We start from the raw sequence: 21,118 nt of genomic DNA, 5'->3' as shown, positions 1-21,118 counted from the left end.
ACGCCGATAGCAAGTTACATAAATTGTATCACACAATCATTATTGTACTATATAACATTACAATATTTATAAAAAATTCTGTCTTTTCAAGCAAACAAAAAGGCTAGTAAAGAGCCATGGTCTCTTTACTAGCCTTTTAAGTGAGCAAACACTGTATTATTTGCTTACTACTTCTTTACCTTTGTATTGTCCGCAAGCTTTGCAAACACGGTGTGATAATTTTGCTTCACCACAGTTTGGGCAAGCTACCATACCAGGTACAGATAGTTTGAAATGCGTACGACGCTTTCTTTTTGCAGTTTTAGAAGTTCTTCTAAATGGTACAGCCATTGATGGCACCTCCTTACAGATCGTCTATTCGTCTGTTTGATCAAAATACTTAGCTAAAGCAGCTAGTCTTGGATCCACTTTTGGTTCGTCAGTTTTTTTGTGTAGCGCTACGTCTTCATCTGTTGCGTAAGTCCAGTTTTTACCACCTTGCACTTGTCCTTCGGTATTCTCTTTGAATACTTGCATTGGCACCTCAAGAAGCACGAGCTCCTCAATAACTGGCTTCATGTCGATTACTTCACCATCTATATAGTGAATGTCACCGTCATCTTCCCCTCGTTTTTCTTCGTCGATCCAGCTGAAAATTTCAACTGTCTCCACTTCGATAGGAAACTCAACATCTTCCCAAGTGCGAGCACACGGGAGCGTTAACGTTGCTGTCACAGTAAGCTGACAAGTCATTTGCGATGCACCGAATGTACATAGCCCTTTTACATGAACGGGCGAAATTGCTCGAATATCCTGGTTTCGCTCCATCACCTCATCCAATTGGACATAGGTATCGATCGGCATTCCGTCTTGACGGTATTTAGATAATTGATGAATTGACCATTTCATTCGTTTAATCACCTCGAGACAACACTGTTGATTATATAATGTGTAAAAATAGATGTCAAGATAATTTCTTGTCACCATCCGAAAACCAACCTATAATTAATAACATCATCGTTATGCCAGTTAGCTACAATGCCCATTCATTACCAGCTAGGAGCATGGATTATAACTAAGCATAAAAACTATTTATAGCATCCTGAATGGTCAAAGTCAAGAAGCAAATGATATAAATAAAGGGGGTTTTCAAAATGAAAGCAGTCGGCATTGTAGTGGAATACAATCCTTTTCACAATGGACATGCCTATCATTTGGAACAGGCAAAAAAAGTAGCACAAGCAGATATAGCTATCGCTGTCATGAGCGGTACATTTTTGCAGCGCGGTGAACCTGCCATGGTAGATAAATGGACACGTACAAAAATGGCACTTGCTAGCGGAGTGGATATTGTCATTGAGCTGCCGTATGTCTATAGTACCGCACCGGCAACAGATTTCGCAAAGGGCGCCATTTCATTATTGTCGGCAATCCGCTGTGATGCTTTTGCCTTCGGGAGTGAAGATGGCTCAATACACCCCTTTATGAATACGTACCAGTTAATATCGGAGCACCGGACTGAATATGAAGCATTGATTAAAGAAAGCGTTCAAACAGGTGTGAGCTATCCTAAAAGCTTGCATTATGCCTATGAACAGCTTACTCAAAAGTTTCCTGCTACATACATCGATTTAGCACAACCGAACAATATACTAGGATTTCATTATATCGAAGCAGCGAAGACGCTCGGCAGTCCGATTCAGCCTTTTACAATTCCGCGCATCGCAGCAGGTTATCACGATGCCATGCAGGAGGGCGCATCGATTGCAAGTGCAACCGGTATTCGTAAAGCACTTGCAACGTCAGGTTCTCTGCAAAGCGTTCAAGATGTACTTCCACAGGCATCGGTCAATTATTTACAAGATTGGCTTGGACAATATAAAAATTTTGCTAGCTGGGAAGCTTTTTGGCCATTTTTACAATTTACCCTTATACGCCATACAGCGAGTGAACTAACGCGCTATGCGGAAGTAACAGAGGGGATAGAACACGCACTTTTAAAAGCGGCTAAAACAAGTAATACCTTTAGTAGCTTTATGGAGAAAATAAAATCAAAACGTTATACATGGACACGTCTGCAACGCATGCTCACACATATTTTTACCGGGTTTACAAAGGAGCAATTACGAAGTTTTCAAGCCCCCTCGACGATTCGCCTACTTGGCATGAGCGCACTCGGGCAAACATACTTAGGCATGCATAAGAAGGACTTTACATTACCGTTAATAAGTCGGGTTGCCTCCACCAATGATGCTATGCTAGCTGTGGATATTCATGCTGCTGAAGTATATAACTTCAGTATCGAACAAAGCGCACAGCAATTTACGTTGCCAAAAGATTATCAAACGCCACCGATTCGATTTTAAAAAGATAACTTTAGACATAAGAGAAAAAGTGTGAAATTGACTGAAGTCAATCTCACACTTTCTTGCCATTGAAGTTCGCTTCGGTAGATGCTTTCCGCCTAGCACCAAAAGCCGCAACTTTCGCTAACGAGCAGCTCGTTAGCCTTACGCTGCATGTATTCTGTGCAGGAGTAACTGCCTGCGATACCATCAACTAGTTTTTTGCTATTTTTATTTATTGCATTTTATTTCGGCTGTAAATGTTTTAAATAGGCAATGGCATCATCGACTGTTTTGACAGGTACAATTTTCATTTTTGTACCGATTTCTTTAGCCGTTTTAACAGCCGTCGCATAATTTGATTCTAACTCAGGATACTTAGCTTTCATTTCAGCTGTAATTTCATCATCAGGTGCAAAAAATATTTCCATACCATCTCGGTCAGCTGCAATCACTTTGTAGTCAATCCCACCAATTCGCCCAACTGAACCATCTATTAGCATTTCCCCGGTTCCGGCCACAGCGTAGCCTTTTGTTAAATCCTCATCTAATAATTGGTTTAAAATTTCCAGTGTAAACATCAGACCGGCTGAAGGACCACCGATATCTTCTGTCTTCATCGTCACGCTCGGATCGGTTTCAATTGATTTACTTTCTGCATAAGTAATACCTAATCCTGCTCGTTTTTCTTCAGCTTGCGGAATTTCTTTCAACGTAATTGTGGCTTCTCTTTCCTGTTTATCACGTAAAAATTGAATGGTTACTTTATCACCAATTTGTTTGGTAGACAACAGGTCAACTAACTTTTGTTGATTCGTAATTTCCGTGCCATCTACCTTTGTGATTTCATCACCAGCTTTTAATAAACCATCTGAGGCGCCACCATCTAAGACATTTAATACAAATACACCATCGAAGTGGATTGTTGTCTTTAACCCCGCCCTTTGAAAGGCAACATATTTTGCATTGAATTGAGAGTCAGACATTAACTTTAACTGTCTAACATTGTATTCCTCATCATCCTCTAATGGATTTCTCACTTGTTTAATATCCATTATTTTTTCATATTTTTGTGTTTTCGCCCATAGATACGAAAACGGTGTAGCTTGTTGCATCGCAACTGTCATTAAACTCATCGATCCCGCTTCATCCGTATGATTATTAGCGACCGTAACAAATTTACTAACATCGTATGCACTTCCAGGCTTCATAATATACGCGTCTAGTCGGTATAGCATTAAAAAACAAAGCGCGACTAAAAACACTGCATAAAAACCAATTTTTTTCTTCATTTATGGACACCTCCTAAGACGCAAGCAAAACCTTTAGTTCATGTTTTTGCCTTTTTTACATATATTGATTTTAGCATTTGCCTATGTGAATGACAAAAAGTTGAAACGAGATGATATTATGTTTGCGACAATTCAAATAGCGCTCTGCATACTTCTTATCCTATTACTCTTGTTATTCCCACAAACTACTCATAGTGGTACTGATTTAGGACTAAATCTTTTTATGGAGGCGCTATTTCCGTATTTACTGCCTTATCTTATTTTAACGCAATGGTTGCTCCGTTTAACTGCTCCAATGCGCGCAAAAACAAAAAGAGTCTCTCTCTACGTACAAGCCTACCTCATTAGCGCACTCGGTGGATATCCAACTGGAGCGACAACAATTGTTTATTTAAAAAACAGTGGACAAATACATCCGAAAGAGGCGAACTTTTTACTAGCGGTTTGTCATGCACCTAGCCCTCTTTTTGTCTTGGGCTTTGTCAGTCTTGATTTACTTCACAGTAATACGTTTGGGTGGCTGTATTTATGTTTACTACATAGTTTTAATATTTGCTGCTTAGTAGTTGGTTATTTTTTATTTCGTAAAACCGACCCACCTACTATCTCTGTACACAATACCACCTTGTATTCATCCCCATTTTCAGAGAGCATAAAAGAAACTGCACCGACCATTCTATTAGTTGGCACGACGATCATTTTTTTCACAACGATTCAAACGATCTTACAACAAGGGTTAGATAAAATGATACCGAACCTTCCACAACCAGTTGAACTGGCAATCGCAGCAATACTCGAAGTCACAAACGGATTAAAAATGACCGTTACAGAATTGGCTGATTTTCCCTATTTAACATTACTGGCTGTCATCATGTTGACGATGCAAAGTATTAGTATTCATTTACAAATTTTTGTGATCGCGAAATCCGCAAAACTGTCCGTCAGACCTTACATCAAATTCCGCCTCCTTAGCATAATCATTGTGCCCACTATTTATGCTCTATTTTTCTTAAAATAAGTGCCAGGCACCCAAACAATTCTGAATTTTCACAGGTCGACATAATAAAAAAGTGGTAGATTGATTGCGTCAATCTACCACTTTTTCTCTTTTGGTCAAGCGTCTTCACATTTATTGAGCAAAACCGTATTTGTCGTTTAAAGCTCGTTCTACGCATGCCGGGACAAGTTCACGAACATTGCCTCCATATTTCGCAACCTCTTTCACAATGCTAGAGCTTAAGAACGAATATTGATTTTTTGTCATAATGAAAAATGTTTCAATCGTTTCATCTAGGAAACGGTTCATCGACGTAATTTGCATTTCATATTCAAAATCCGAAACCGCTCGTAAACCACGAACAATGGCTTTCGCATTTTTTTCTTTTGCATAATCAATAAGAAGCCCAGAAGAACTTTCAATTCGTACATTCGGCAATTCCTTTGTCACTTCAGCCATTAAGGCCATACGTTCTTCTACAGAAAATAGGGGGTTTTTTGATGAATTATTTAAAACGGCAACATATACAACATCAAAAACATCAGCAGCGCGCTTAATAATATCTAAGTGACCAAATGTTACAGGATCAAAACTCCCAGGAACAACAGCAATTTTCTCCAACTTACTCTCCCTCTTCCCCAGCACAACGATAGACCGAAATAATCGTTCCGCCATATGTTTCTTGTCTCTGTAATAAAAAAGCACCAAAACTAGATGGTAGTTCTACTTCTTTTGCATGTTCACATAAAATAATACCATTACGCTGCACTTTTTCATGGTCGACAAGCACCTGCACTAAATCATAGTATTCTTTATGGTGATAGGGCGGATCTAAAAATACAAGATTCAACGTAATGTCACGCTTTAATAGCGCTTTCACAGCACGCTTTGCGTCAATGCGGAAAAGCTCGGAACAATTTTCATATCGACATTTCTTAATATTTTCCTGTAATACTTGAAATGCTTTAGCGTCTTTTTCAATAAAGATTGCGTGTTCTGCACCTCTGCTGAGCGACTCAATACCTAATCCACCGCTTCCCGCAAACAAATCAAGTGCTGTTCCACCATCAAAAAATGGGCCTATGATATTAAAAATGGATTCTTTTACTTTGTCTGTTGTAGGTCTTGTTGTACTCCCTGTAACTGCCTTTAGGGGCATGCCTTTACGTTCTCCTGCTACTACTCTCATAGATGTATTTCACCGTACTTTCTGTTACATATAGAAAGCATTTTTGCAGCGAAAGGAACCAGCCCTCCGCTGCAAAAAATTATTCTTGTTCTTGTGTTAATACTTGAATACGACCATCACTTTTTTGTAGTTCTACTAAAAATAGACGTTGTAGCCAAGCTTCTTCTACATAATAATGATCGACAATTTTTGTAATTGGATCAGAAATTGTGGAGTATCTACGTTGATTGAACACGTAAAATCCAGATTCTTTCGGGAAACGGAATGTTCGATTATCACCATTGACGTAATAGCCGTTTTTCCCTTCTTCCGCTGTATAGCCTAAGTATGGCAATAATGTATCAGCACTGTATAATACTTGACCTTCATATAAAATAACATGAACATCTTTTTTATGGAGTCCATCTACATAAACACTACGCTCATCTTCCAATAATAATGGATATGTTCCCTTTTCCTGTGTCGCATTTAATTGGAAATAGGACGTTTTAGCATTCAATACCGTTGATAAAAGCGTATCCATTGTCGCTGGTGAGATCGTCTCTGCCCCGAGATTGTCCATCGCCTCTTGCCATGCCAACTGTTGGCTCTCTGTCATATAGTCTTTTAATGTTTTAACAATTGCTTTAGTTTTCTCTGAGCCAATAGAGTCTTTCACTAAATAGGATGCCACAACTTCAGCCAACCATGCTGGTGAATTTTCAAATGTGTATTGCGAATGTATTTGTGAAAGAATAACTTCTTGTTCGACCGCTTGTTGTGTTAGCGTCGGTAAAAATAACAAGCGTTCATCATGCTGAGCAACCGGATTTTTCTCTTGAATAATCGCAATATGCTCATCATTTAAAAACTTTAAATTTTCCAGTGATTTTAAGAAGTCTTTAGCAATGGGCTGTTGGGCATAAATTGTTAACACCGGCGTCTGTTCTTGCGCCTTTATTTGACCTGCTTGCCAATATAAATCCTTCGCTGCACCGTTACCGCTAAACATCGTATAATTTACTAGTGATAATTGTTGCTGGCCTACTAACGGTAGACCCGTTATCCATTGTCCAACCGTTTTACTATCTGTTGAAATGTGAATAACAGAATACGAAACGTCTCCATTCGTTAACGTGGCAAAAATATTTTGCAGCAGCATTTTATCTTGTAAGCCACCATCGATTGGGATTATGTATGAAACAGATTGTGATTTCGTATCCCCTTTTGCAAAATAGGATACTTCGTCAGACAAACGATTACAACTATTTTCGTTGTCGATAAAACATGTTGGGTTTGTTGCTTGTTCCGGCCATTTTATTTTCACCTTTTGATTTGGTAAGTTTTTAAAATGGTGACGTATATCTAGACTATTTTCGCGATAAACTATCTCAATTTCCTGCGAGTAATGGAATGATCCATTTCCTGTCTCTAAATCAGAGGAATATGCCTGATATTGAAAAAACAATGCACCTGATACGACTAATACTAAAATTGAAAAAAAACTCATTGCAAATTTCATGTGCTTGACCTCCCGCAGCATGATACTATGTGTATTGGAAAGGATGTGCAGTATTAATGCCACAACAATTTATAGAATTAGGAGAAGGCTATGGCGACGTTTATGAACTTCTTGAAATTATTAAAACGAATCAAGATCGCTTTCACCAAGCCTTTATACTAACATCTACAAAAGAAGATAAAAAGGTTGCTTCTTTAGCGATCGCTTTAAAACCAGTCGGAGAAAGTAAATTCATGCCGATTTATATTTGTCGCGAAGGCATTCCGTACAACGAAGAAAAGCCTTCAAAGCGTCAAATAATGTTCGAAGAAAGTATTGAACAACTAGGTCGAAAAGCGGTTGTTGTAGAAATAAAGCACTCATCTATATTTTCGGAGCCAAAACTATTTTATCAATACCTAATCGGAATAATGAGACTTCATCACTATATTCCCGCATTAAACTAAAGTTATAGCCCCGCTTTATAGTCGTATTCCTTCGCTTTATCCGGCTTGGCGTTTTCGAACTCAGTTTTAACGAAGGGACGATAAGATTCCACAACGTCTTTCACAAATGGAAGGCGTTGTAATTTTATTGTCATCATTTCAATGTCCTCTCGATCGCAATAAAGTACTACATATTTTTGCTTACGAGAAATGTAATGAACATGACCATATTTTCGAAGTGATTTCGCATGTTTTAATTGATGGACGTAAACGATTAGCCCTTGTCGTTCGTTCATATAGTTTTCCCTCATTTCTTACATAAAAGCATACCATAGACCGGAAAATGATAGCAACAGAGTTTAGCTGACAGAACGAGCATTTTTCCGTTATAATGGAAAAGCATAGCGCGTTTATCGACAGATTTACTTTCTCTCATGCTAGATAAAAGTGCTTTAGCTTGAACATTGCAAGTGAATTCGCCAGCACCTTTTATATTAATTAGATTGTTAAGGAGGACGAATATGGGTAAGAAAACGAAGATAGCTATTGCAATAGCAGCAGCCAGTGCAGCTGCTTGGGCAGGTAGTAAAGCTATTTCCAAACCTCAACAGCGTGAAGGGAAACAAGCATTACAATTTGATCGCCCGATTATTCTCGCACATCGTGGCGGAGCACATTTAGAACCCGAGCATACTATGCTTGCTTTTGAAAAATCGGCACAATTAGGTGTAGATGGCTTTGAAATAGACATTCGCTTAACAAAGGACGAAGAAATTATCGTCTTCCATGATGCGACCGTAGACCGTACGACTGAAGGTTATGGCTCAGTATCAGAAATGACATTAGCAGAAATAAACGCATTAAACCATGGTTATCAATTCGAAGATTTAACGGGAGCATTCCCATATCGGGATCAAAAAATTGACGTTGTAACATTACGTGAATTACTAGAAAGTTATCCAACTATGTTAATCAATATCGATATTAAAGATGCACCAGATACGTATGAAGGTAGTTTAATGCCCTCCAAACTTTGGAGATTAATAGAAGAACTTGGCGTGGAAAATCGCGTCGTTGTCACAAGTTTTTACGGGGAACAAATTGACCGTTTTAATTTATATGCACAAAATCAAGTTGCATTAGGTGCAGGTGAATCTGATGTCCGCAAAGCATTCGCCTCATTCTCCAGTCAATTTGGCCATTTGTACCATCCAAAAGTAGATGTATTCCAAATTCCACCTAAATCAGGTGTCGTTTCGCTCGATTCACCAAAGTTTATTCAGTTTTTAAGCAACCTAAACATCCCTGTTCATTATTGGACAATCAATGATTTAGTGACGATGAAAAAATTAATCCATAACGGCGCACAAGGTATCATTACCGATCGCCCTGATATTGCAGTTGAATTACTCCAAAATCATGATTAAAGACAAAAAGGTAAGAGTGACATTTATTAAATGCTCTTACCTTTATTTGTAGATGATTATTGTTGATTCTAAGCAATTGACGATAATCGCTTACGATAATTGCGCTAATATAGCTTCTGTTACCTCTCGCGTTGTTGCTGTCCCTCCTAAATCTCCCGTTTTGATACCTTGCGCCAATACTGACTCTATTGCGTTTAATACTTTGCTACCTTGCTCTTGGTAGCCTAAAAAATCAAGCATCATTTTGCCTGTCCAAATTTGGCCGAGCGGATTAGCTATTCCTTGCCCTGCTATATCTGGTGCAGAGCCGTGAACTGGTTCAAACATCGAAGGAAATTCACGTTCAATATTTAAGTTAGCTGCCGGTGCAATACCGATGCTTCCCATAAGAGCGCCACCTAAATCTGTTAAAATATCTCCAAATAAATTGGAAGCAACGATAACATCAAAGTTTTCTGGTTTCATGACAAGGAAAGCTGCTAATGCATCGATATGGTTTGTCACTTGTTCAATCGTTTCATATTCTTTGCCAACTTCTGCAAAAACTTCATCCCAAAAAGGCATACTGTACGTTAATCCATTTGATTTTGTCGCACTTGTAACATGCTGACGTCGCGTTTTAGCCATTTCAAAGGCATATCGCATAGCCCGCTCTGTCCCTTTACGAGTAAAAATAGCATTTTGAATGGCCACTTCATCTTGTCCACTATGAATTCGACCACCACTCTCAGAATATTCACCTTCTGAATTTTCACGTACAACTACAAAATCAAAATTATTTGGATTACGCAAAGGGGATGGTAAGCCTTGTAGGAGCTTTGCTGGCCGCACATTAATAGACTGCTTCATTGCACGGCGGATTTTAATTAACAAGCCCCATAGGGATATATGGTCTGGTACTAAGTCAGGCATCCCAACAGCCCCTAAAAAGATTTGGTCGTACTCCTTTAATAGTTCGATGCCGTTATCTGGCATCATTTTGCCTGTCTCTAAATAATAATCACAACCCCATGGAAATGTTGTCCACTCGAATTTAAAACTTCCATCTAATCGTGCTACCTTATCTAAAACTTCTATCGCTGCCGGCACTACCTCTTTTCCGATACCATCGCCTGGAATAACAGCAATTCGATATGTATGCATTCCAATGCCCCCTCTTTCCCAACTTTACTTACTTCTTTACTATATAATTTTTTTTGTAAAAAAAATAGAAGCAGTGCCGTTTGGATATGCTTCTTACATTAGAAATATCTATCATAGAAAATTTACTACGGATTTAAAATGCTGACGATACAAGTGATTGAAATGAAAAGCGTGGCTCCTACAGTCTGGAACGAAAATCAACGGTATCTTCCATTTGCTGAATTAAATTGAAATAGACTACTAGGAAATACTGTTTTATTCAACAACGCCTTAATAGTAGACAGCTCTAGTTGATTGGAGTGGAAGGCGCGACACTCCTGCAGGAACTGCACGAGCTGAAAATCCATTTTTGCGGCAGTGCCGCAAAAATTAGTTGAAGCCGTGCCTGCGGAAAGGGAGCGCCTGGAACGGAAATCAACGGTATCTTATATAAAAAAAGACACAACACCCCGGAGGTATTGTGTCTTTTCATAAAGCATTGTGCATTGGCACGGTTTCTATTATGCAGAACAGGAGCAAGAGCCACCTGAGCCACAACCGCTTCCACATGAAGAATTAGAAGCGAAAAATGGATTGCTTACAGGTACTTTTACTGCTTCCGATACAGTTTTCCCAATCAGTAAGCTAATCTCATCTAGTAAATCTTGAAAATCATTTTCAGCTAACTTTAAAGCTGAAATCTTTTCGTTCAAATCGAGTGCGCGCTTTTGCTGACGAATCGATTTCATTATTGTATGATAATCCGGATGGTATTTTCCGAAACGTTGTACATCTTCGTATTGCTCCTTCATGCGACTAAATGCATAAATAGCTTCGACTAACTCGCTATCGCTATAGACAGCATTATACGCTAACCTTAGCGTATTCGCAGGTTCAGAGGAAAGAATCATTTCGCAAAGCGCATCGGCCTCATCCAAAATGATTGCCCATTCAGAGGTCATCATCATTTTTAATTCCCCCAATCTAATTCCCATCATAACAGATTTTATGGTAATTTTACATTAATGATATTTTTAAATAAAGGAGTTTTGTAATTGGTCACTTCATCTAAGGGACAAATTGAAGAATTACTCGCTGCTATTTTACAACATAGTACAGCGGAGGATGAGGAAGTATTGTTACACTTGCTAAATGGCATACGGGATAAACAACAAGGTATACATCGCCGTTATATCAATGCCGCTTTACATATGGTGGGCAACTTCCAACAAGACGTTAGCGAAGTTCGAATCCCGATTACCCCGGTTATTCACAATACCATTAAAGTCCCACATGGAGGAATTATTGCAACCATTGCTGATGCAGCGATGGGCGGACTCGCTTCACGTTCAGTTCCAGAAGGCTTTAATGTTGTAACAACCAATATTAATATTTCTTATATCGCAACAACGACCAATAAAGAGTTAATCGCACGAGGACGTTTTGTACATAAAGGACGTCAAACGCTTGTCATGGCATGCGATATAGAGGATGAAACTGGTCGTAGGCTAGCTATTGCCACTGCTTCCTTCTTCGTTATTCAACGTCGTCAGCCTTAACTTGTAAAAAATAATCTTTTATACATTGTTGATCGGAAAAAGGGAATTTTTGATTTTTTATTTGCTGCGTTTGTTCATGCCCTTTTCCGGCGACAAGCACTATATCTCCTTTTTGCGCTTTTGCCAACGCCTGATGTATCGCGACTTTCCGATCTAAAAATATTTCATAATATTGCTGCTCGGAGAAACCTGCAATAATACTTTCATTAATAACGATTGGGTCTTCATCGCGAGGATTATCCGTCGTTAAAAAAATAACATCAGCAAACTTACTGGCCACAGCCCCCATCGCAAATCGTTTTGCCTTATCTCGATTACCGCCACAACTAAATACTAGATAGATCGTTTTCTTACTATCAAAAGTTTGTAACACTGCTTGCAGAGCCTCTGCAGTATGCGCGTAATCTACATAGACGTCAATCCCCAGTGGATTTTCTATTCTCTCAAGTCTACCCTCTGGTAGCTTTAATCCCCATGTATGCTCAGCTATTTCATCGATGGAAAAACCTAAACGCCATATTGCCATGATTGCCGCTACTGCATTTTGCACATGATACTTTCCAACAAACGGTATGGCAATAATGTGCTCACTCGTTGTCGTTTGCAAACATAGTACAGTTTTCCCAATGGATTCACTCACAATCTGGATATGTAAATCATTGTGATTGTCAAAGCCGAATGAACATGATTTTTTCTTGTCGTAAATACCGACAGAACGGCAAAAATTATCGTCACCATTTAACACTATTTTTTTCGATAAGTCTGCTAATCTCTTTTTTGCCCGTTTATAGGCTTCAAGTCCTCCATGGTCTTCTAAATGGTCCTCTGATAAATTTAAAAATACCCCACAATCAATATCGCAATGATCAAGCCTATGCTGTTGCAAACCCATTGAGGAAGCTTCTAAAACTACATGTGTAACACCTTGTCGTACACATTGTTTTAAAATAGGATGGAGCTCTTTTGCTTGTAATGTTGTTAATTGCTCATATTCAGTGTGTTGCTTTTCCCCATTAATAAAGAAGCCTACTGTTCCAATAACTGCTACATTTTTATGTAAAGCCTTTAGTAATTGGCTTACAAAATGGCTTACTGTCGTTTTTCCATTCGTTCCTGTAATAGCAATAACCGATAATGCCTCTGCGGGAAAAGCAGCGAGTTTGGCACTTGCATACGATAAAAACAACGCGGTATTCGGTACCCAAACGAAAGGAATATTTTGATCATTAAATGGTATCGCAATACTTTCTTCAGATACCACGGCAGCAGCTCCTCTTGCCAGTGCTTCTTTGACAAAACGACTACCCGATGTTTTTTTCCCTTTTCGTACTATAAAAATATCTCCGGGTTTGACTGCTTGTGCATAATCCTCTACTCCCGTAATTATTGTGCGAATCGATCCACCAGTTACACTACATGGCCAATCTTTCAATAGCTCTGCTAATTGCAATGCCTCATTCCTCCTTTCAGTTCTCTATCATATGACGGCTTTTGTAACGGTGTGACGAAAATTGAAGGGAGCAAAAAATGCTGTTGAAGCTGTTGATTGAAGGTAGATCTTGTCATTACGAGAGACAAAAAAAAGATTGTCTTGATTTAATCAAGACAATCTTTAAAATTGTGTGAGTGCCTGGCACCTTTAATTCGGCTTACGTGTGTGCCCGCGGAAAGCGCCGGACGTAGCGGAAATCAACGGCCTTTATCATCAATTCTTTCCTATTGAATTACTTCCACTGTATCCTCCACCGATTCTTCACTTTCTTCCTTTTGCTTTGAGGGCTCCATGAAAATTTGTGTATAATAATTTAAAAAGACACCTGATCCTACGGCAGAATATTTATCATTTAATATTTCTTTGCGATGCTCGGCTGAGTTTAGCCATCCATGCATCGCCTCAATCGCATCAAAATAAGCAGTCGCAAGATTTTCGTTCGCACTAGTATAAACAATGCCTTGTGCTTCCAAACGTTTCTTTAAATCGCCATTTGTTGGTGATTCATGACCAGAAAAATTTTGCACCTTCATATCTTCACTATGCAATTTTGCTACTTCTTCTAATTTTTCATCAAGTTCCAATGGTGCTAAATCATAATGAACCCGTGTGACATTAATTAAATCATCAAGCTGCGCAGCACTTGCTTCATTGATTTCCTGTTGTAAAAACGAAGACGGAGGTGTCGGACTAACAAGCTCCCCTTGATAAATCATTTCGTAAGGCTGATGTAATACCAGTGTCTCACTATCCGTAAAACGAATTCCTTGTAGCTCACTTGTTTCACTATCAATATAAAGCTGTGCATAAAGCCCATCAAATTTAACAAGTAGCCTCGTTTGCATATCTTCCTCACTCATCGAGAAAATAAAAATATTTTCCCCTACATTGGCAGCTACTTCATAATCGATGATCGTCATGCGGTAAATATCGTCGCGCTTCTGACCTATTTTAAAAGGTGTAGCATCTAGCTGATCTCCCGCTATGTATACTTGTGTCACAATATTATTTTGCACGCCCAACATAAAGAATGTTGCTGCACTTGTTTTATAAACCCACCAATCGTAACCAAATGATGAAGGTTCCTTTCTTGCTGGTTCACCGTATTGTTCTACTATAACTTGTGTGCCTTGCCCAATTAAAGTCGACATACCTCTTTGCGGTCTTGTCATCGCTCCAACATCCGGTTGCTCCAGCTCCGTTTTTGGAATAATATTGGAATTGGCATTCGGTCCTTCGAGTGGCTCATTTTCTTTTGGCGTATTAAAGAACATAAAGCCGATAAACGCAATGGTTGCACAGGCAATTAAAATGCGAAATAAAGCTTTCATACACGACTCCTTTCTCCACCATTATTGTAAGTTATTATATCAATTGTAAGAACGTTGACACAATGTTGTATTGCAACAATGTCAAATATGCTCTATTATAAAAATGAGCGTATACTTTGTACGAAAAGCTAAAGGAGGATTATTAGATGTATTTTGAGAATACTAACCTTGAGAATTTAACAGCTGACCAAGAACTGATTGAAAACATTATGAAAAAAAATGGCTTAGAATGTGATGGTGCTTGGGATTACGAGCGTATGACTTTCGACCGCCGTTTCGATACTCGTGAAGGCACTTACTATCTACGTGTATTCGCCTATGCGCAATCTGGTGATGTTGGTGCACATGATGCTGTTTTAACATTAATGAAACCTGTTCTTGGCAAACACTACTATCCACATGGTGTGGAGTACGGTGAAGATGAAGTTTTCCCAGCTCACCTTGTAAAAAAATGTGATGAAATCTTAAAAAAAGTTAGACTAGACTTAGAAGCATTTATTGTTGAGTCTCCTTCTAACAAAAAAGCGTTGGAAACTGTTAACGCATAATAAGCGCTAAAGAAATACAACGTCAAAACCAACGTCTTTGCAGATACTGTGGTCTTGATGCGACAACAAGTTTTTTGTTCACTTGTTGTTCTAAAATGCAAGCTTGTCATAAGAATGTATGAATATCAAGAAAAGACTGGTGGTCCAGTCTTTTTTATTTTGAGTAAAAAAAGATTTTCTTCTCATACTAACTATATCTTTCAAATGATGTAGGTGAGATTCTTGATACAATTTTTTAAAAGACCTTTTTTCCGTCACCCTATAATTGTTATTGCTATAGGATTAATCATCCTTTGGTTTTTATCCTTATCTTTACCTATCCTTCTTGCCTATGTAACCGCATTATTATTAGAGCCTCTCATTATTCGTATGAGCAAACGCTTTCGCAAAAAACGTAAAATTGTCGTATCTATTTTTTGGCTATTATTTTTTTGTATCACATTACTACTATGTATTTTCCTAGGCTATATAAGCTGGAAACAGTTTTCATCATTTATCATTCATATTCCAGATTATCTTAACCAATTATCAGCTTTGTGGATTCAAATTCAATCCAAGCTTGCTAACTATACGTACCATTTGCCATTAGATCTCGTTACGCAAATTCAAACCATGATTGCACGAGCACTTTCTTCTATTGAAAATTTCGCACTTTCTTTAACAAACTTTAATGTTTGGTCATCACTGCTTACCCATATTCCATCCCGTTTATTTGATATTTTTGTCTATTGGATAGTATTGTATATGCTGTTATTAGATTTACCATCCATCAATCGCAAACTATTGGCACCAATTCCGTTTCATTATCATCAAAAAATACTATTTACAGCTGCACGTGTAAAAGTGGCACTCATTGGCTTTATGAAAGCACAATTACTAGTAGGTATTTGTATTTTCGCGGTAGCGACAATCGCATTTTTCCTATTAAAGACACCGTTTCCTTTTATTTTAGCATTGCTGATTGTCGTATTAGACATTATCCCCTTTTTAGACTCGTTTATATTACTGTTACCTTGGGCCGTCTACAAAGCATTTACAGGTGACTATATCTTTGCGATTGCCTTAGTTGTATTGACAATCGTACTGTTCTTAATACGTCGTATGATAGAACCGAAAATCATTGGTAATAAAATTGGTCTTTCTTCACTCTCCACTTTTATTGCTATGTTTATCGGTTTTAAAATATTTGGTTTTCTCGGTATTTTAATTGGCCCTTTACTTGTTGTCGTTGCGCTTTCGTTATTTAAACAACCCGCTATAAAAAATCTCCCACCTTCTCAAGAGTAAGGAGGGAGATTTTTGCGTTAAAATCCTAATATTGCTTTAATAACAGACGTTGTTTCACCAGGCTCAAACAGGATATACAGTAACATATATACCATGACACCTGTAACTGCTACAAAGAACCAGATAATACTTGTAATTGGTCCAATTCGTTTGTGTAATTTAATATTTGTTTTTAATCCTGAAATAATGCTCACAAGTCCAAACACTGCACCAGCTGTCGCTAACGTAATGTGGAAAATTAAAAAGAATGTATAATACGGTTTTAAATCCTCACCGCCGCCAAAAGCTGTGTTACCGATAAAGACCGTACGTGAAGCATAGATGATAAAGAAGCAAAGTGCAGCAACACCGGCAGCTAACATAACCTTTTTATGGGCATCTACTTTTCCCTTTATAATTAAGCCCCAACCAATTGCTACAAGTACAGCACTTATCACGATAAATGATGTACTAATAGTAGGCAAAATTTGCAATTCCATTCACAAAACTCCTTATACTAAATAAATTTTACAACTGATGTTGCTGTTCTCTTTCCCATTTTTGCTGGTGTGCTTTTAATGCGTCGGCAGTTATTTTATCTGGATCCTTTTGCTCAGAACGATACCATTTTGTAAAAATCGCACCGATTAATACACCAAAAATAAGCTCCTGCAATATTTTCATCAGAACACCACCAAGTTGCTGATCCGCAGCTGGCTTCATATCCGTAAACAATTCTGGGCCAGATAAAGACAAGCCAGATAAAGTTGAGGCTGGTACACATAATTCCATCGCTTTTAGCCAAGCTTCACCACTCGTATATGTTTCATACATCGCATTTGGCGCAAAAATAATTAATGCACATGCAGGTGTAATTAACACAGCATTAGCAATGATATATGCTAATTTATGCAATGGTTTCATTTCAGCGCTATCTGGTAATTTTTGAATTAAAGGCCAGTACATTAACACAGCAGAAACAAATAATACAAAAGTATAAGTACCATGTAACGTTTCGTTTAATTTAATGTAGTCTAATACTGACGGTAAATGATAGATAGAAAAGAGACCGATAAAAACAAATATCGCAACCACAGGTAATGTTAACACTTTAAATAAAGGTTTGACAACAGGTGCTTCTATGGCAACCTTCCATACCCACCAAGGAATCCCTTTAATTAGAAAAATAGGCACAAGCAATAACAGAATAGCCATCTGCACCATATGCATCGTAAACATGATATGGGCCATTACATCGATTGGAGATCCTTTAATAATATAAATCGTAATCATTGCTAATACAAAATAAATTGCTTCACCTTTTTTCAGTGGCTCACTTACTTTAAAATCTTTACGCCATTTCGTTGTCACTAAAAAATAGATTGCGGTAATAAAAACGAGAACCCCTATTAAATATGGGCTCCATAAAGCTTGGAAACCAAATATACTAAGTGGCATACAATACGCGCTCCTTTAACTTTGTCCAGCATACATTTTAACGCCAAAAGCGAGTTATGCACGCTAAAACGTTCTACTTATTTTGGAAATCAAACTTCTGCAAAATAAAGTTAAGTCTTTGTCGAATGTCGCAGAGAAGCAAAAAAAATAGAGACAATGATTGCAAAGACATAAAGAAAACTTCAGTACTCCTATTATAAAACGCTTACAGCTATACTGCAATGAACGAACGGTGAACAAATTACCAACACTTTACACTATTTAAAAAACGAAAAAAGCACGTCTCTGCCATTAGCAGAGAGCATGCTTTTTTTGGTATTACCACCAAATAATTGTTAAAAATGCTAAGAAGAATGTAAATGCGATTAAAATCCCCATCCACATAAAGAATCCAATAACACCACCGAAGTGAGTTTTTTTATCTTCTAAGTGCATGAAAGCATAAAGTTGAAGTACAACTTGTACGCCAGCAAGCAATAAAACAAATGGTGCTATGAAATATTTCGAAAAACCAGCCGCAACAACAGCGAACGCGATAAACGTTAAGAAAATCATGATCGCAAAGTTGATTACTTGTTTACGCATATGAACGGCATTGTGATGACGATCATACTCGAATTGCGCTTGAGACTTAGCAACTACAGGTGTATCATGTGATGACATTATCCGATCACTCCCATCAAGTATACTACTGTAAAGATAAATACCCAAACAACGTCAATAAAGTGCCAGTATAGTGCAGCCACAAAGAACTTTGGCGCATTGTACAGGTTCAGTCCACGTTTCGCATTACGGATAAGTAAAGTTGTAATCCATACTAACCCTAAAGATACGTGGAAACCGTGCGTACCTACTAGCGTATAGAACGAAGTTGCGAATGCAGATTGGTTAAACGTGAAACCAAGATGCACATAGTGTTGGAACTCGTAAATTTCTAGGGCAAGGAAGCCAAGGCCTAAAAGTAATGTAATCGCTAACCAAGTTTGCATACCTTTGTAATTAAAATTACGCATATGGTAAATCGCATAAACTGAAGTTAGGGAAGATGTTAATAATAACATCGTCATTGCAAATGCTAAAGGTAATTCAAATAAACTTTGTGTTGTGAACTCCATGCCAGCTGGCCCTTTGTTCTTAAGTGCTAAGTAAGTAGCAAATAAACTTGCGAAAAGTACAACTTCACAGGCAAGGAAAATCCAGAATCCAACGACTTTATTTTTCCCTTCCATCGTTGCTTGTTCAGGATGATCTGGCCAAGTATGAGGAGTAAATTTAGTATTGTAATCCATTATTTATTTCCTCCTTTACCGTAAAGATGTTCTTCAATTTCAAGAATATCTTCTTTGTGTAAGTGGAAGCCGTGATCGTCCTTCACAGAACGAGCAATCATTGCACCAAATGTAATCAATAGACCAATAATTAATACGTAAATTGACCATGGTTTATCTGCATCTGGATTATAAAGTGCACCGAATGCTGCGATAAACATACCTACAGAAATAACGAATGGAATTGCAGAGTTGTTTGGCATATGAATATCACCGATTGGCTCAGCAAATGTCACTTCTTTATTTCCTTCTTGCTTTTCAATCCACCAAGGATCTAGACCACGAACAAGTGGTGTTTGACGGAAGTTATAGAATGGAATTGGTTGTGGAATTGACCATTCTAACGTACGACCATCGCCCCATGGGTCGCGACCTGCTGGTTCACCTTTGATAGACATTAAGCAGTTAATTACCATTAAGATAACCCCAACGCCCATCATCAATGCACCGATTGATGAAATATAGTTGAACTGATCCCAACCTTGACCTTCCATGTACGTGAATACGCGACGTGGCATACCCATTAAACCTAGGAAGTGTTGCACGAAGAATGTTAAATGGAATCCGATAAAGAATACCCAGAAAGTCAATTTACCAAGCGTTTCGTTTAACATGCGGTTGAAGAAAATTGGCCAGTAGAAGTGCGCTGAACCGAATAATGCCGTAACGATACCACCTACGATAACGTAGTGGAAGTGCGCAACGATAAAGTAAGAATCATGTAATTGGTAGTCAAGAGGAGCAGCTGCCTGCATAACCCCAGTAACACCACCCGCTACGAATGACGGGATAAAACCAAGTGCATATAGCATTGGCGTTGTAACTTTAATAGATCCGCCCCAAATTGTTAAAATCCAGTTGAATACTTTCATCCCAGTTGGAACGGCAATCGCCATTGTTGCAACAGCGAAAATGGCATTTGCAGTTGGTCCAAGACCAGTTGTAAACATGTGGTGAGCCCAAACCATGAAGCCTAGGAAACCGATTAAAATTGTTGCGAATACCATTGAAGAGTATCCGAATAAGCGCTTACGAGAGAATGCTGGGATAATTTCCGAGAATAAACCGAAAGCAGGTAGTACTAAAATGTATACTTCTGGGTGTCCGAAGATCCAGAATAAGTGTTCCCAAATTACTGTATTACCACCCATTGTATGGTCGAAGAAGTTACCACCGAACATACGGTCAAATAACATCATTAATAAACCAATTGTTAATGGAGGGAATGCGAATAAAATTAACGCACTTGATACTAGAGCAGTCCAAGTGAATAATGGCATACGCATAAATGTCATCCCTGGAGCACGCATTGTAATAATCGTAACGATAAAGTTAAGACCTGAAATTAACGTGCCTGCCCCAGAAATTTGCAAACCAAGTACATAGAAGTCAATACCATGTCCTGGAGAATATAAAGATAATGATGCATAAGATGTCCAGCCCGCATCAGGAGCGCCACCTAAAAAGAATGACAGGTGAAGGAATACTGCACCTAGGAAGAACAACCAGAACCCTAAAGAGTTAAGGAACGGGAATGCAACGTCACGTGCACCAATTTGTAATGGTACAAGCATGTTCATAAATGCGAATAGTAATGGAGTCGCGGCAAGGAATAACATTGTCGTTCCGTGCATCGTTAATAATTCATTGAAAAAACCAGCTGATATGAAATCGTTATTTGGTTTCATTAACTGAATACGTATTAATAACGCTTCAAAACCAGCGATAGCGAAGAACAATGTACCGGCTAATAAATACATGACAGCTAACTTTTTATGGTCAACCGTTGTAATGTAATCCCAGACAGCTGCTCCAAAGCCCTTTTTCTGTGTATATGAGCTCACAACTTTTACCTCCCT

23 protein-coding genes are annotated in these 21,118 nt (G+C 38.4%); 7 read left to right on the top strand and 16 right to left on the bottom strand.

Features of this window, described 5'->3' with window-relative positions; translation table 11 throughout:
* Nucleotides 1-156 precede the first annotated feature (156 nt).
* The gene (gene rpmF, locus ACKVEV_RS21460; protein ID WP_010858320.1) at nucleotides 157-330 is read right to left on the bottom strand and encodes a 50S ribosomal protein L32; all 174 of its coding nucleotides are present in this window, start codon (nucleotides 328-330) and stop codon (nucleotides 157-159) included.
* Between the two features lie 24 nt (nucleotides 331-354).
* Complete coding sequence (locus tag ACKVEV_RS21455; protein ID WP_409368242.1) at nucleotides 355-888, bottom strand: YceD family protein; 534 nt, start codon at nucleotides 886-888, stop codon at nucleotides 355-357.
* Between the two features lie 245 nt (nucleotides 889-1,133).
* Here ACKVEV_RS21455 and ACKVEV_RS21450 point away from each other — a divergent pair, with 245 nt between their 5' ends.
* Complete coding sequence (locus ACKVEV_RS21450) at nucleotides 1,134-2,345, top strand: nucleotidyltransferase (protein ID WP_409368241.1); 1,212 nt, start codon at nucleotides 1,134-1,136, stop codon at nucleotides 2,343-2,345.
* A gap of 224 nt (nucleotides 2,346-2,569) precedes the next feature.
* Here ACKVEV_RS21450 and ACKVEV_RS21445 read toward each other — a convergent pair whose 3' ends face one another.
* On the bottom strand, nucleotides 2,570-3,616 hold the full coding sequence (locus ACKVEV_RS21445; RefSeq protein WP_409368240.1) for a SepM family pheromone-processing serine protease: 1,047 nt from the start codon (nucleotides 3,614-3,616) through the stop codon (nucleotides 2,570-2,572).
* Nucleotides 3,617-3,734: 118 nt separating this feature from the next.
* On the opposite strand from ACKVEV_RS21445, the gene ACKVEV_RS21440 reads away from it, so the two are divergent.
* Nucleotides 3,735-4,634, top strand: a complete 900-nt coding sequence (locus tag ACKVEV_RS21440) for a hypothetical protein (protein ID WP_409368239.1) — start codon at nucleotides 3,735-3,737, stop codon at nucleotides 4,632-4,634.
* 111 nt (nucleotides 4,635-4,745) lie between these two features.
* Here ACKVEV_RS21440 and coaD read toward each other — a convergent pair whose 3' ends face one another.
* The 3 genes from coaD to ACKVEV_RS21425 form a co-directional block, all read right to left on the bottom strand.
* Nucleotides 4,746-5,234 carry a pantetheine-phosphate adenylyltransferase gene (coaD, locus tag ACKVEV_RS21435; RefSeq protein ID WP_409368238.1) on the bottom strand — a complete coding sequence of 163 codons (489 nt, stop codon included), beginning with the start codon at nucleotides 5,232-5,234 and terminating at the stop codon, nucleotides 4,746-4,748.
* Nucleotide 5,235: 1 nt separating this feature from the next.
* Nucleotides 5,236-5,802 (bottom strand): 16S rRNA (guanine(966)-N(2))-methyltransferase RsmD, encoded by a 567-nt coding sequence (gene rsmD / locus ACKVEV_RS21430; RefSeq protein WP_409368237.1) that lies wholly within the window; start codon nucleotides 5,800-5,802, stop codon nucleotides 5,236-5,238.
* A gap of 79 nt (nucleotides 5,803-5,881) precedes the next feature.
* Nucleotides 5,882-7,303 carry an RNA polymerase II gene (locus ACKVEV_RS21425; protein WP_409368236.1) on the bottom strand — a complete coding sequence of 474 codons (1,422 nt, stop codon included), beginning with the start codon at nucleotides 7,301-7,303 and terminating at the stop codon, nucleotides 5,882-5,884.
* A gap of 56 nt (nucleotides 7,304-7,359) precedes the next feature.
* On the opposite strand from ACKVEV_RS21425, the gene ACKVEV_RS21420 reads away from it, so the two are divergent.
* Nucleotides 7,360-7,749 (top strand): methylthioribose kinase, encoded by a 390-nt coding sequence (locus tag ACKVEV_RS21420; RefSeq protein ID WP_409368235.1) that lies wholly within the window; start codon nucleotides 7,360-7,362, stop codon nucleotides 7,747-7,749.
* A gap of 2 nt (nucleotides 7,750-7,751) precedes the next feature.
* Here the strand turns inward: ACKVEV_RS21420 and ACKVEV_RS21415 are convergent, their stop codons facing one another.
* Nucleotides 7,752-8,024 (bottom strand): YlbG family protein, encoded by a 273-nt coding sequence (locus ACKVEV_RS21415; protein WP_402925104.1) that lies wholly within the window; start codon nucleotides 8,022-8,024, stop codon nucleotides 7,752-7,754.
* Between the two features lie 225 nt (nucleotides 8,025-8,249).
* Here ACKVEV_RS21415 and ACKVEV_RS21410 point away from each other — a divergent pair, with 225 nt between their 5' ends.
* Nucleotides 8,250-9,155: a glycerophosphodiester phosphodiesterase gene (locus ACKVEV_RS21410; RefSeq protein ID WP_409368234.1), complete on the top strand. Its 906-nt coding sequence runs from the start codon at nucleotides 8,250-8,252 to the stop codon at nucleotides 9,153-9,155.
* Nucleotides 9,156-9,245: 90 nt separating this feature from the next.
* On the opposite strand, the gene ACKVEV_RS21405 is transcribed toward ACKVEV_RS21410, so the two are convergent.
* Together ACKVEV_RS21405 and ACKVEV_RS21400 are read right to left on the bottom strand one after the other, a co-directional pair.
* Complete coding sequence (locus ACKVEV_RS21405) at nucleotides 9,246-10,298, bottom strand: tartrate dehydrogenase (RefSeq protein ID WP_409368233.1); 1,053 nt, start codon at nucleotides 10,296-10,298, stop codon at nucleotides 9,246-9,248.
* Between the two features lie 500 nt (nucleotides 10,299-10,798).
* Nucleotides 10,799-11,245, bottom strand: coding sequence for a YlbF family regulator (locus ACKVEV_RS21400; protein ID WP_409368232.1), 447 nt, complete (start codon nucleotides 11,243-11,245; stop codon nucleotides 10,799-10,801).
* 87 nt (nucleotides 11,246-11,332) lie between these two features.
* On the opposite strand from ACKVEV_RS21400, the gene ACKVEV_RS21395 reads away from it, so the two are divergent.
* A complete protein-coding gene (locus ACKVEV_RS21395; protein ID WP_409368231.1) occupies nucleotides 11,333-11,836 on the top strand; it encodes a PaaI family thioesterase in 504 nt (167 codons plus the stop codon).
* On the opposite strand, the gene ACKVEV_RS21390 is transcribed toward ACKVEV_RS21395, so the two are convergent.
* On the bottom strand, nucleotides 11,814-13,286 hold the full coding sequence (locus tag ACKVEV_RS21390; RefSeq protein WP_409368229.1) for a UDP-N-acetylmuramoyl-L-alanyl-D-glutamate--2,6-diaminopimelate ligase: 1,473 nt from the start codon (nucleotides 13,284-13,286) through the stop codon (nucleotides 11,814-11,816). The two genes, ACKVEV_RS21395 and ACKVEV_RS21390, sit on opposite strands and share 23 nt — an antisense overlap.
* A gap of 266 nt (nucleotides 13,287-13,552) precedes the next feature.
* Entirely contained in the window at nucleotides 13,553-14,659 is a 1,107-nt protein-coding gene (locus tag ACKVEV_RS21385; RefSeq protein WP_409368228.1) for a CAP domain-containing protein, read from the bottom strand.
* A 146-nt stretch (nucleotides 14,660-14,805) separates the two neighbouring features.
* Here ACKVEV_RS21385 and ACKVEV_RS21380 point away from each other — a divergent pair, with 146 nt between their 5' ends.
* Nucleotides 14,806-15,207, top strand: a complete 402-nt coding sequence (locus ACKVEV_RS21380; RefSeq protein ID WP_409368227.1) for a YugN family protein — start codon at nucleotides 14,806-14,808, stop codon at nucleotides 15,205-15,207.
* A gap of 222 nt (nucleotides 15,208-15,429) precedes the next feature.
* Nucleotides 15,430-16,494 (top strand): sporulation integral membrane protein YtvI, encoded by a 1,065-nt coding sequence (ytvI, locus tag ACKVEV_RS21375; RefSeq protein WP_409368225.1) that lies wholly within the window; start codon nucleotides 15,430-15,432, stop codon nucleotides 16,492-16,494.
* A 17-nt stretch (nucleotides 16,495-16,511) separates the two neighbouring features.
* On the opposite strand, the gene ACKVEV_RS21370 is transcribed toward ytvI, so the two are convergent.
* The 5 genes from ACKVEV_RS21370 to ctaD all read right to left on the bottom strand — a co-directional run bounded on the left by ACKVEV_RS21370 (nucleotide 16,512) and on the right by ctaD (nucleotide 21,103).
* Nucleotides 16,512-16,973, bottom strand: a complete 462-nt coding sequence (locus tag ACKVEV_RS21370; protein WP_409368224.1) for a DUF420 domain-containing protein — start codon at nucleotides 16,971-16,973, stop codon at nucleotides 16,512-16,514.
* Between the two features lie 28 nt (nucleotides 16,974-17,001).
* Nucleotides 17,002-17,931, bottom strand: a complete 930-nt coding sequence (ctaG, locus tag ACKVEV_RS21365) for a cytochrome c oxidase assembly factor CtaG (protein WP_409368223.1) — start codon at nucleotides 17,929-17,931, stop codon at nucleotides 17,002-17,004.
* A gap of 318 nt (nucleotides 17,932-18,249) precedes the next feature.
* Nucleotides 18,250-18,594, bottom strand: a complete 345-nt coding sequence (locus ACKVEV_RS21360) for a cytochrome C oxidase subunit IV family protein (RefSeq protein WP_402925128.1) — start codon at nucleotides 18,592-18,594, stop codon at nucleotides 18,250-18,252.
* The gene (locus tag ACKVEV_RS21355) at nucleotides 18,594-19,220 is read right to left on the bottom strand and encodes a cytochrome c oxidase subunit 3 (protein WP_409368222.1); all 627 of its coding nucleotides are present in this window, start codon (nucleotides 19,218-19,220) and stop codon (nucleotides 18,594-18,596) included. The genes ACKVEV_RS21360 and ACKVEV_RS21355 overlap by 1 nt, the downstream gene beginning before the upstream one ends.
* Nucleotides 19,220-21,103, bottom strand: coding sequence for a cytochrome c oxidase subunit I (gene ctaD, locus ACKVEV_RS21350; RefSeq protein ID WP_409368221.1), 1,884 nt, complete (start codon nucleotides 21,101-21,103; stop codon nucleotides 19,220-19,222). Before ctaD ends, ACKVEV_RS21355 begins: the two co-directional genes overlap by 1 nt.
* Nucleotides 21,104-21,118: the final 15 nt, after the last annotated feature.

Source organism: Lysinibacillus sp. 38-6 (assembly GCF_046245175.1).
GTDB lineage: Bacteria > Bacillota > Bacilli > Bacillales_A > Planococcaceae > Lysinibacillus.
This window is presented reverse-complemented; position numbering and strand designations above follow the sequence as displayed.

Excerpts from the sequence above, each read along its gene's own strand:
- rpmF (WP_010858320.1), bottom strand. The coding sequence starts at position 330 with ATGGCTGTACCATTTAGAAGAACTTCTAAAACTGCAAAAAGAAAGCGT.
- ACKVEV_RS21455 (WP_409368242.1), bottom strand. The coding sequence starts at position 888 with ATGAAATGGTCAATTCATCAATTATCTAAATACCGTCAAGACGGAATG.
- ACKVEV_RS21450 (WP_409368241.1), top strand. The coding sequence starts at position 1,134 with ATGAAAGCAGTCGGCATTGTAGTGGAATACAATCCTTTTCACAATGGA.
- ACKVEV_RS21445 (WP_409368240.1), bottom strand. The coding sequence starts at position 3,616 with ATGAAGAAAAAAATTGGTTTTTATGCAGTGTTTTTAGTCGCGCTTTGT.
- ACKVEV_RS21440 (WP_409368239.1), top strand. The coding sequence starts at position 3,735 with ATGTTTGCGACAATTCAAATAGCGCTCTGCATACTTCTTATCCTATTA.
- rsmD (WP_409368237.1), bottom strand. The coding sequence starts at position 5,802 with ATGAGAGTAGTAGCAGGAGAACGTAAAGGCATGCCCCTAAAGGCAGTT.
- ACKVEV_RS21425 (WP_409368236.1), bottom strand. The coding sequence starts at position 7,303 with ATGAAATTTGCAATGAGTTTTTTTTCAATTTTAGTATTAGTCGTATCA.
- ACKVEV_RS21420 (WP_409368235.1), top strand. The coding sequence starts at position 7,360 with ATGCCACAACAATTTATAGAATTAGGAGAAGGCTATGGCGACGTTTAT.
- ACKVEV_RS21415 (WP_402925104.1), bottom strand. The coding sequence starts at position 8,024 with ATGAACGAACGACAAGGGCTAATCGTTTACGTCCATCAATTAAAACAT.
- ACKVEV_RS21410 (WP_409368234.1), top strand. The coding sequence starts at position 8,250 with ATGGGTAAGAAAACGAAGATAGCTATTGCAATAGCAGCAGCCAGTGCA.
- ACKVEV_RS21405 (WP_409368233.1), bottom strand. The coding sequence starts at position 10,298 with ATGCATACATATCGAATTGCTGTTATTCCAGGCGATGGTATCGGAAAA.
- ACKVEV_RS21400 (WP_409368232.1), bottom strand. The coding sequence starts at position 11,245 with ATGATGATGACCTCTGAATGGGCAATCATTTTGGATGAGGCCGATGCG.
- ACKVEV_RS21385 (WP_409368228.1), bottom strand. The coding sequence starts at position 14,659 with ATGAAAGCTTTATTTCGCATTTTAATTGCCTGTGCAACCATTGCGTTT.
- ACKVEV_RS21380 (WP_409368227.1), top strand. The coding sequence starts at position 14,806 with ATGTATTTTGAGAATACTAACCTTGAGAATTTAACAGCTGACCAAGAA.
- ACKVEV_RS21370 (WP_409368224.1), bottom strand. The coding sequence starts at position 16,973 with ATGGAATTGCAAATTTTGCCTACTATTAGTACATCATTTATCGTGATA.
- ctaG (WP_409368223.1), bottom strand. The coding sequence starts at position 17,931 with ATGCCACTTAGTATATTTGGTTTCCAAGCTTTATGGAGCCCATATTTA.
- ACKVEV_RS21360 (WP_402925128.1), bottom strand. The coding sequence starts at position 18,594 with ATGTCATCACATGATACACCTGTAGTTGCTAAGTCTCAAGCGCAATTC.
- ACKVEV_RS21355 (WP_409368222.1), bottom strand. The coding sequence starts at position 19,220 with ATGGATTACAATACTAAATTTACTCCTCATACTTGGCCAGATCATCCT.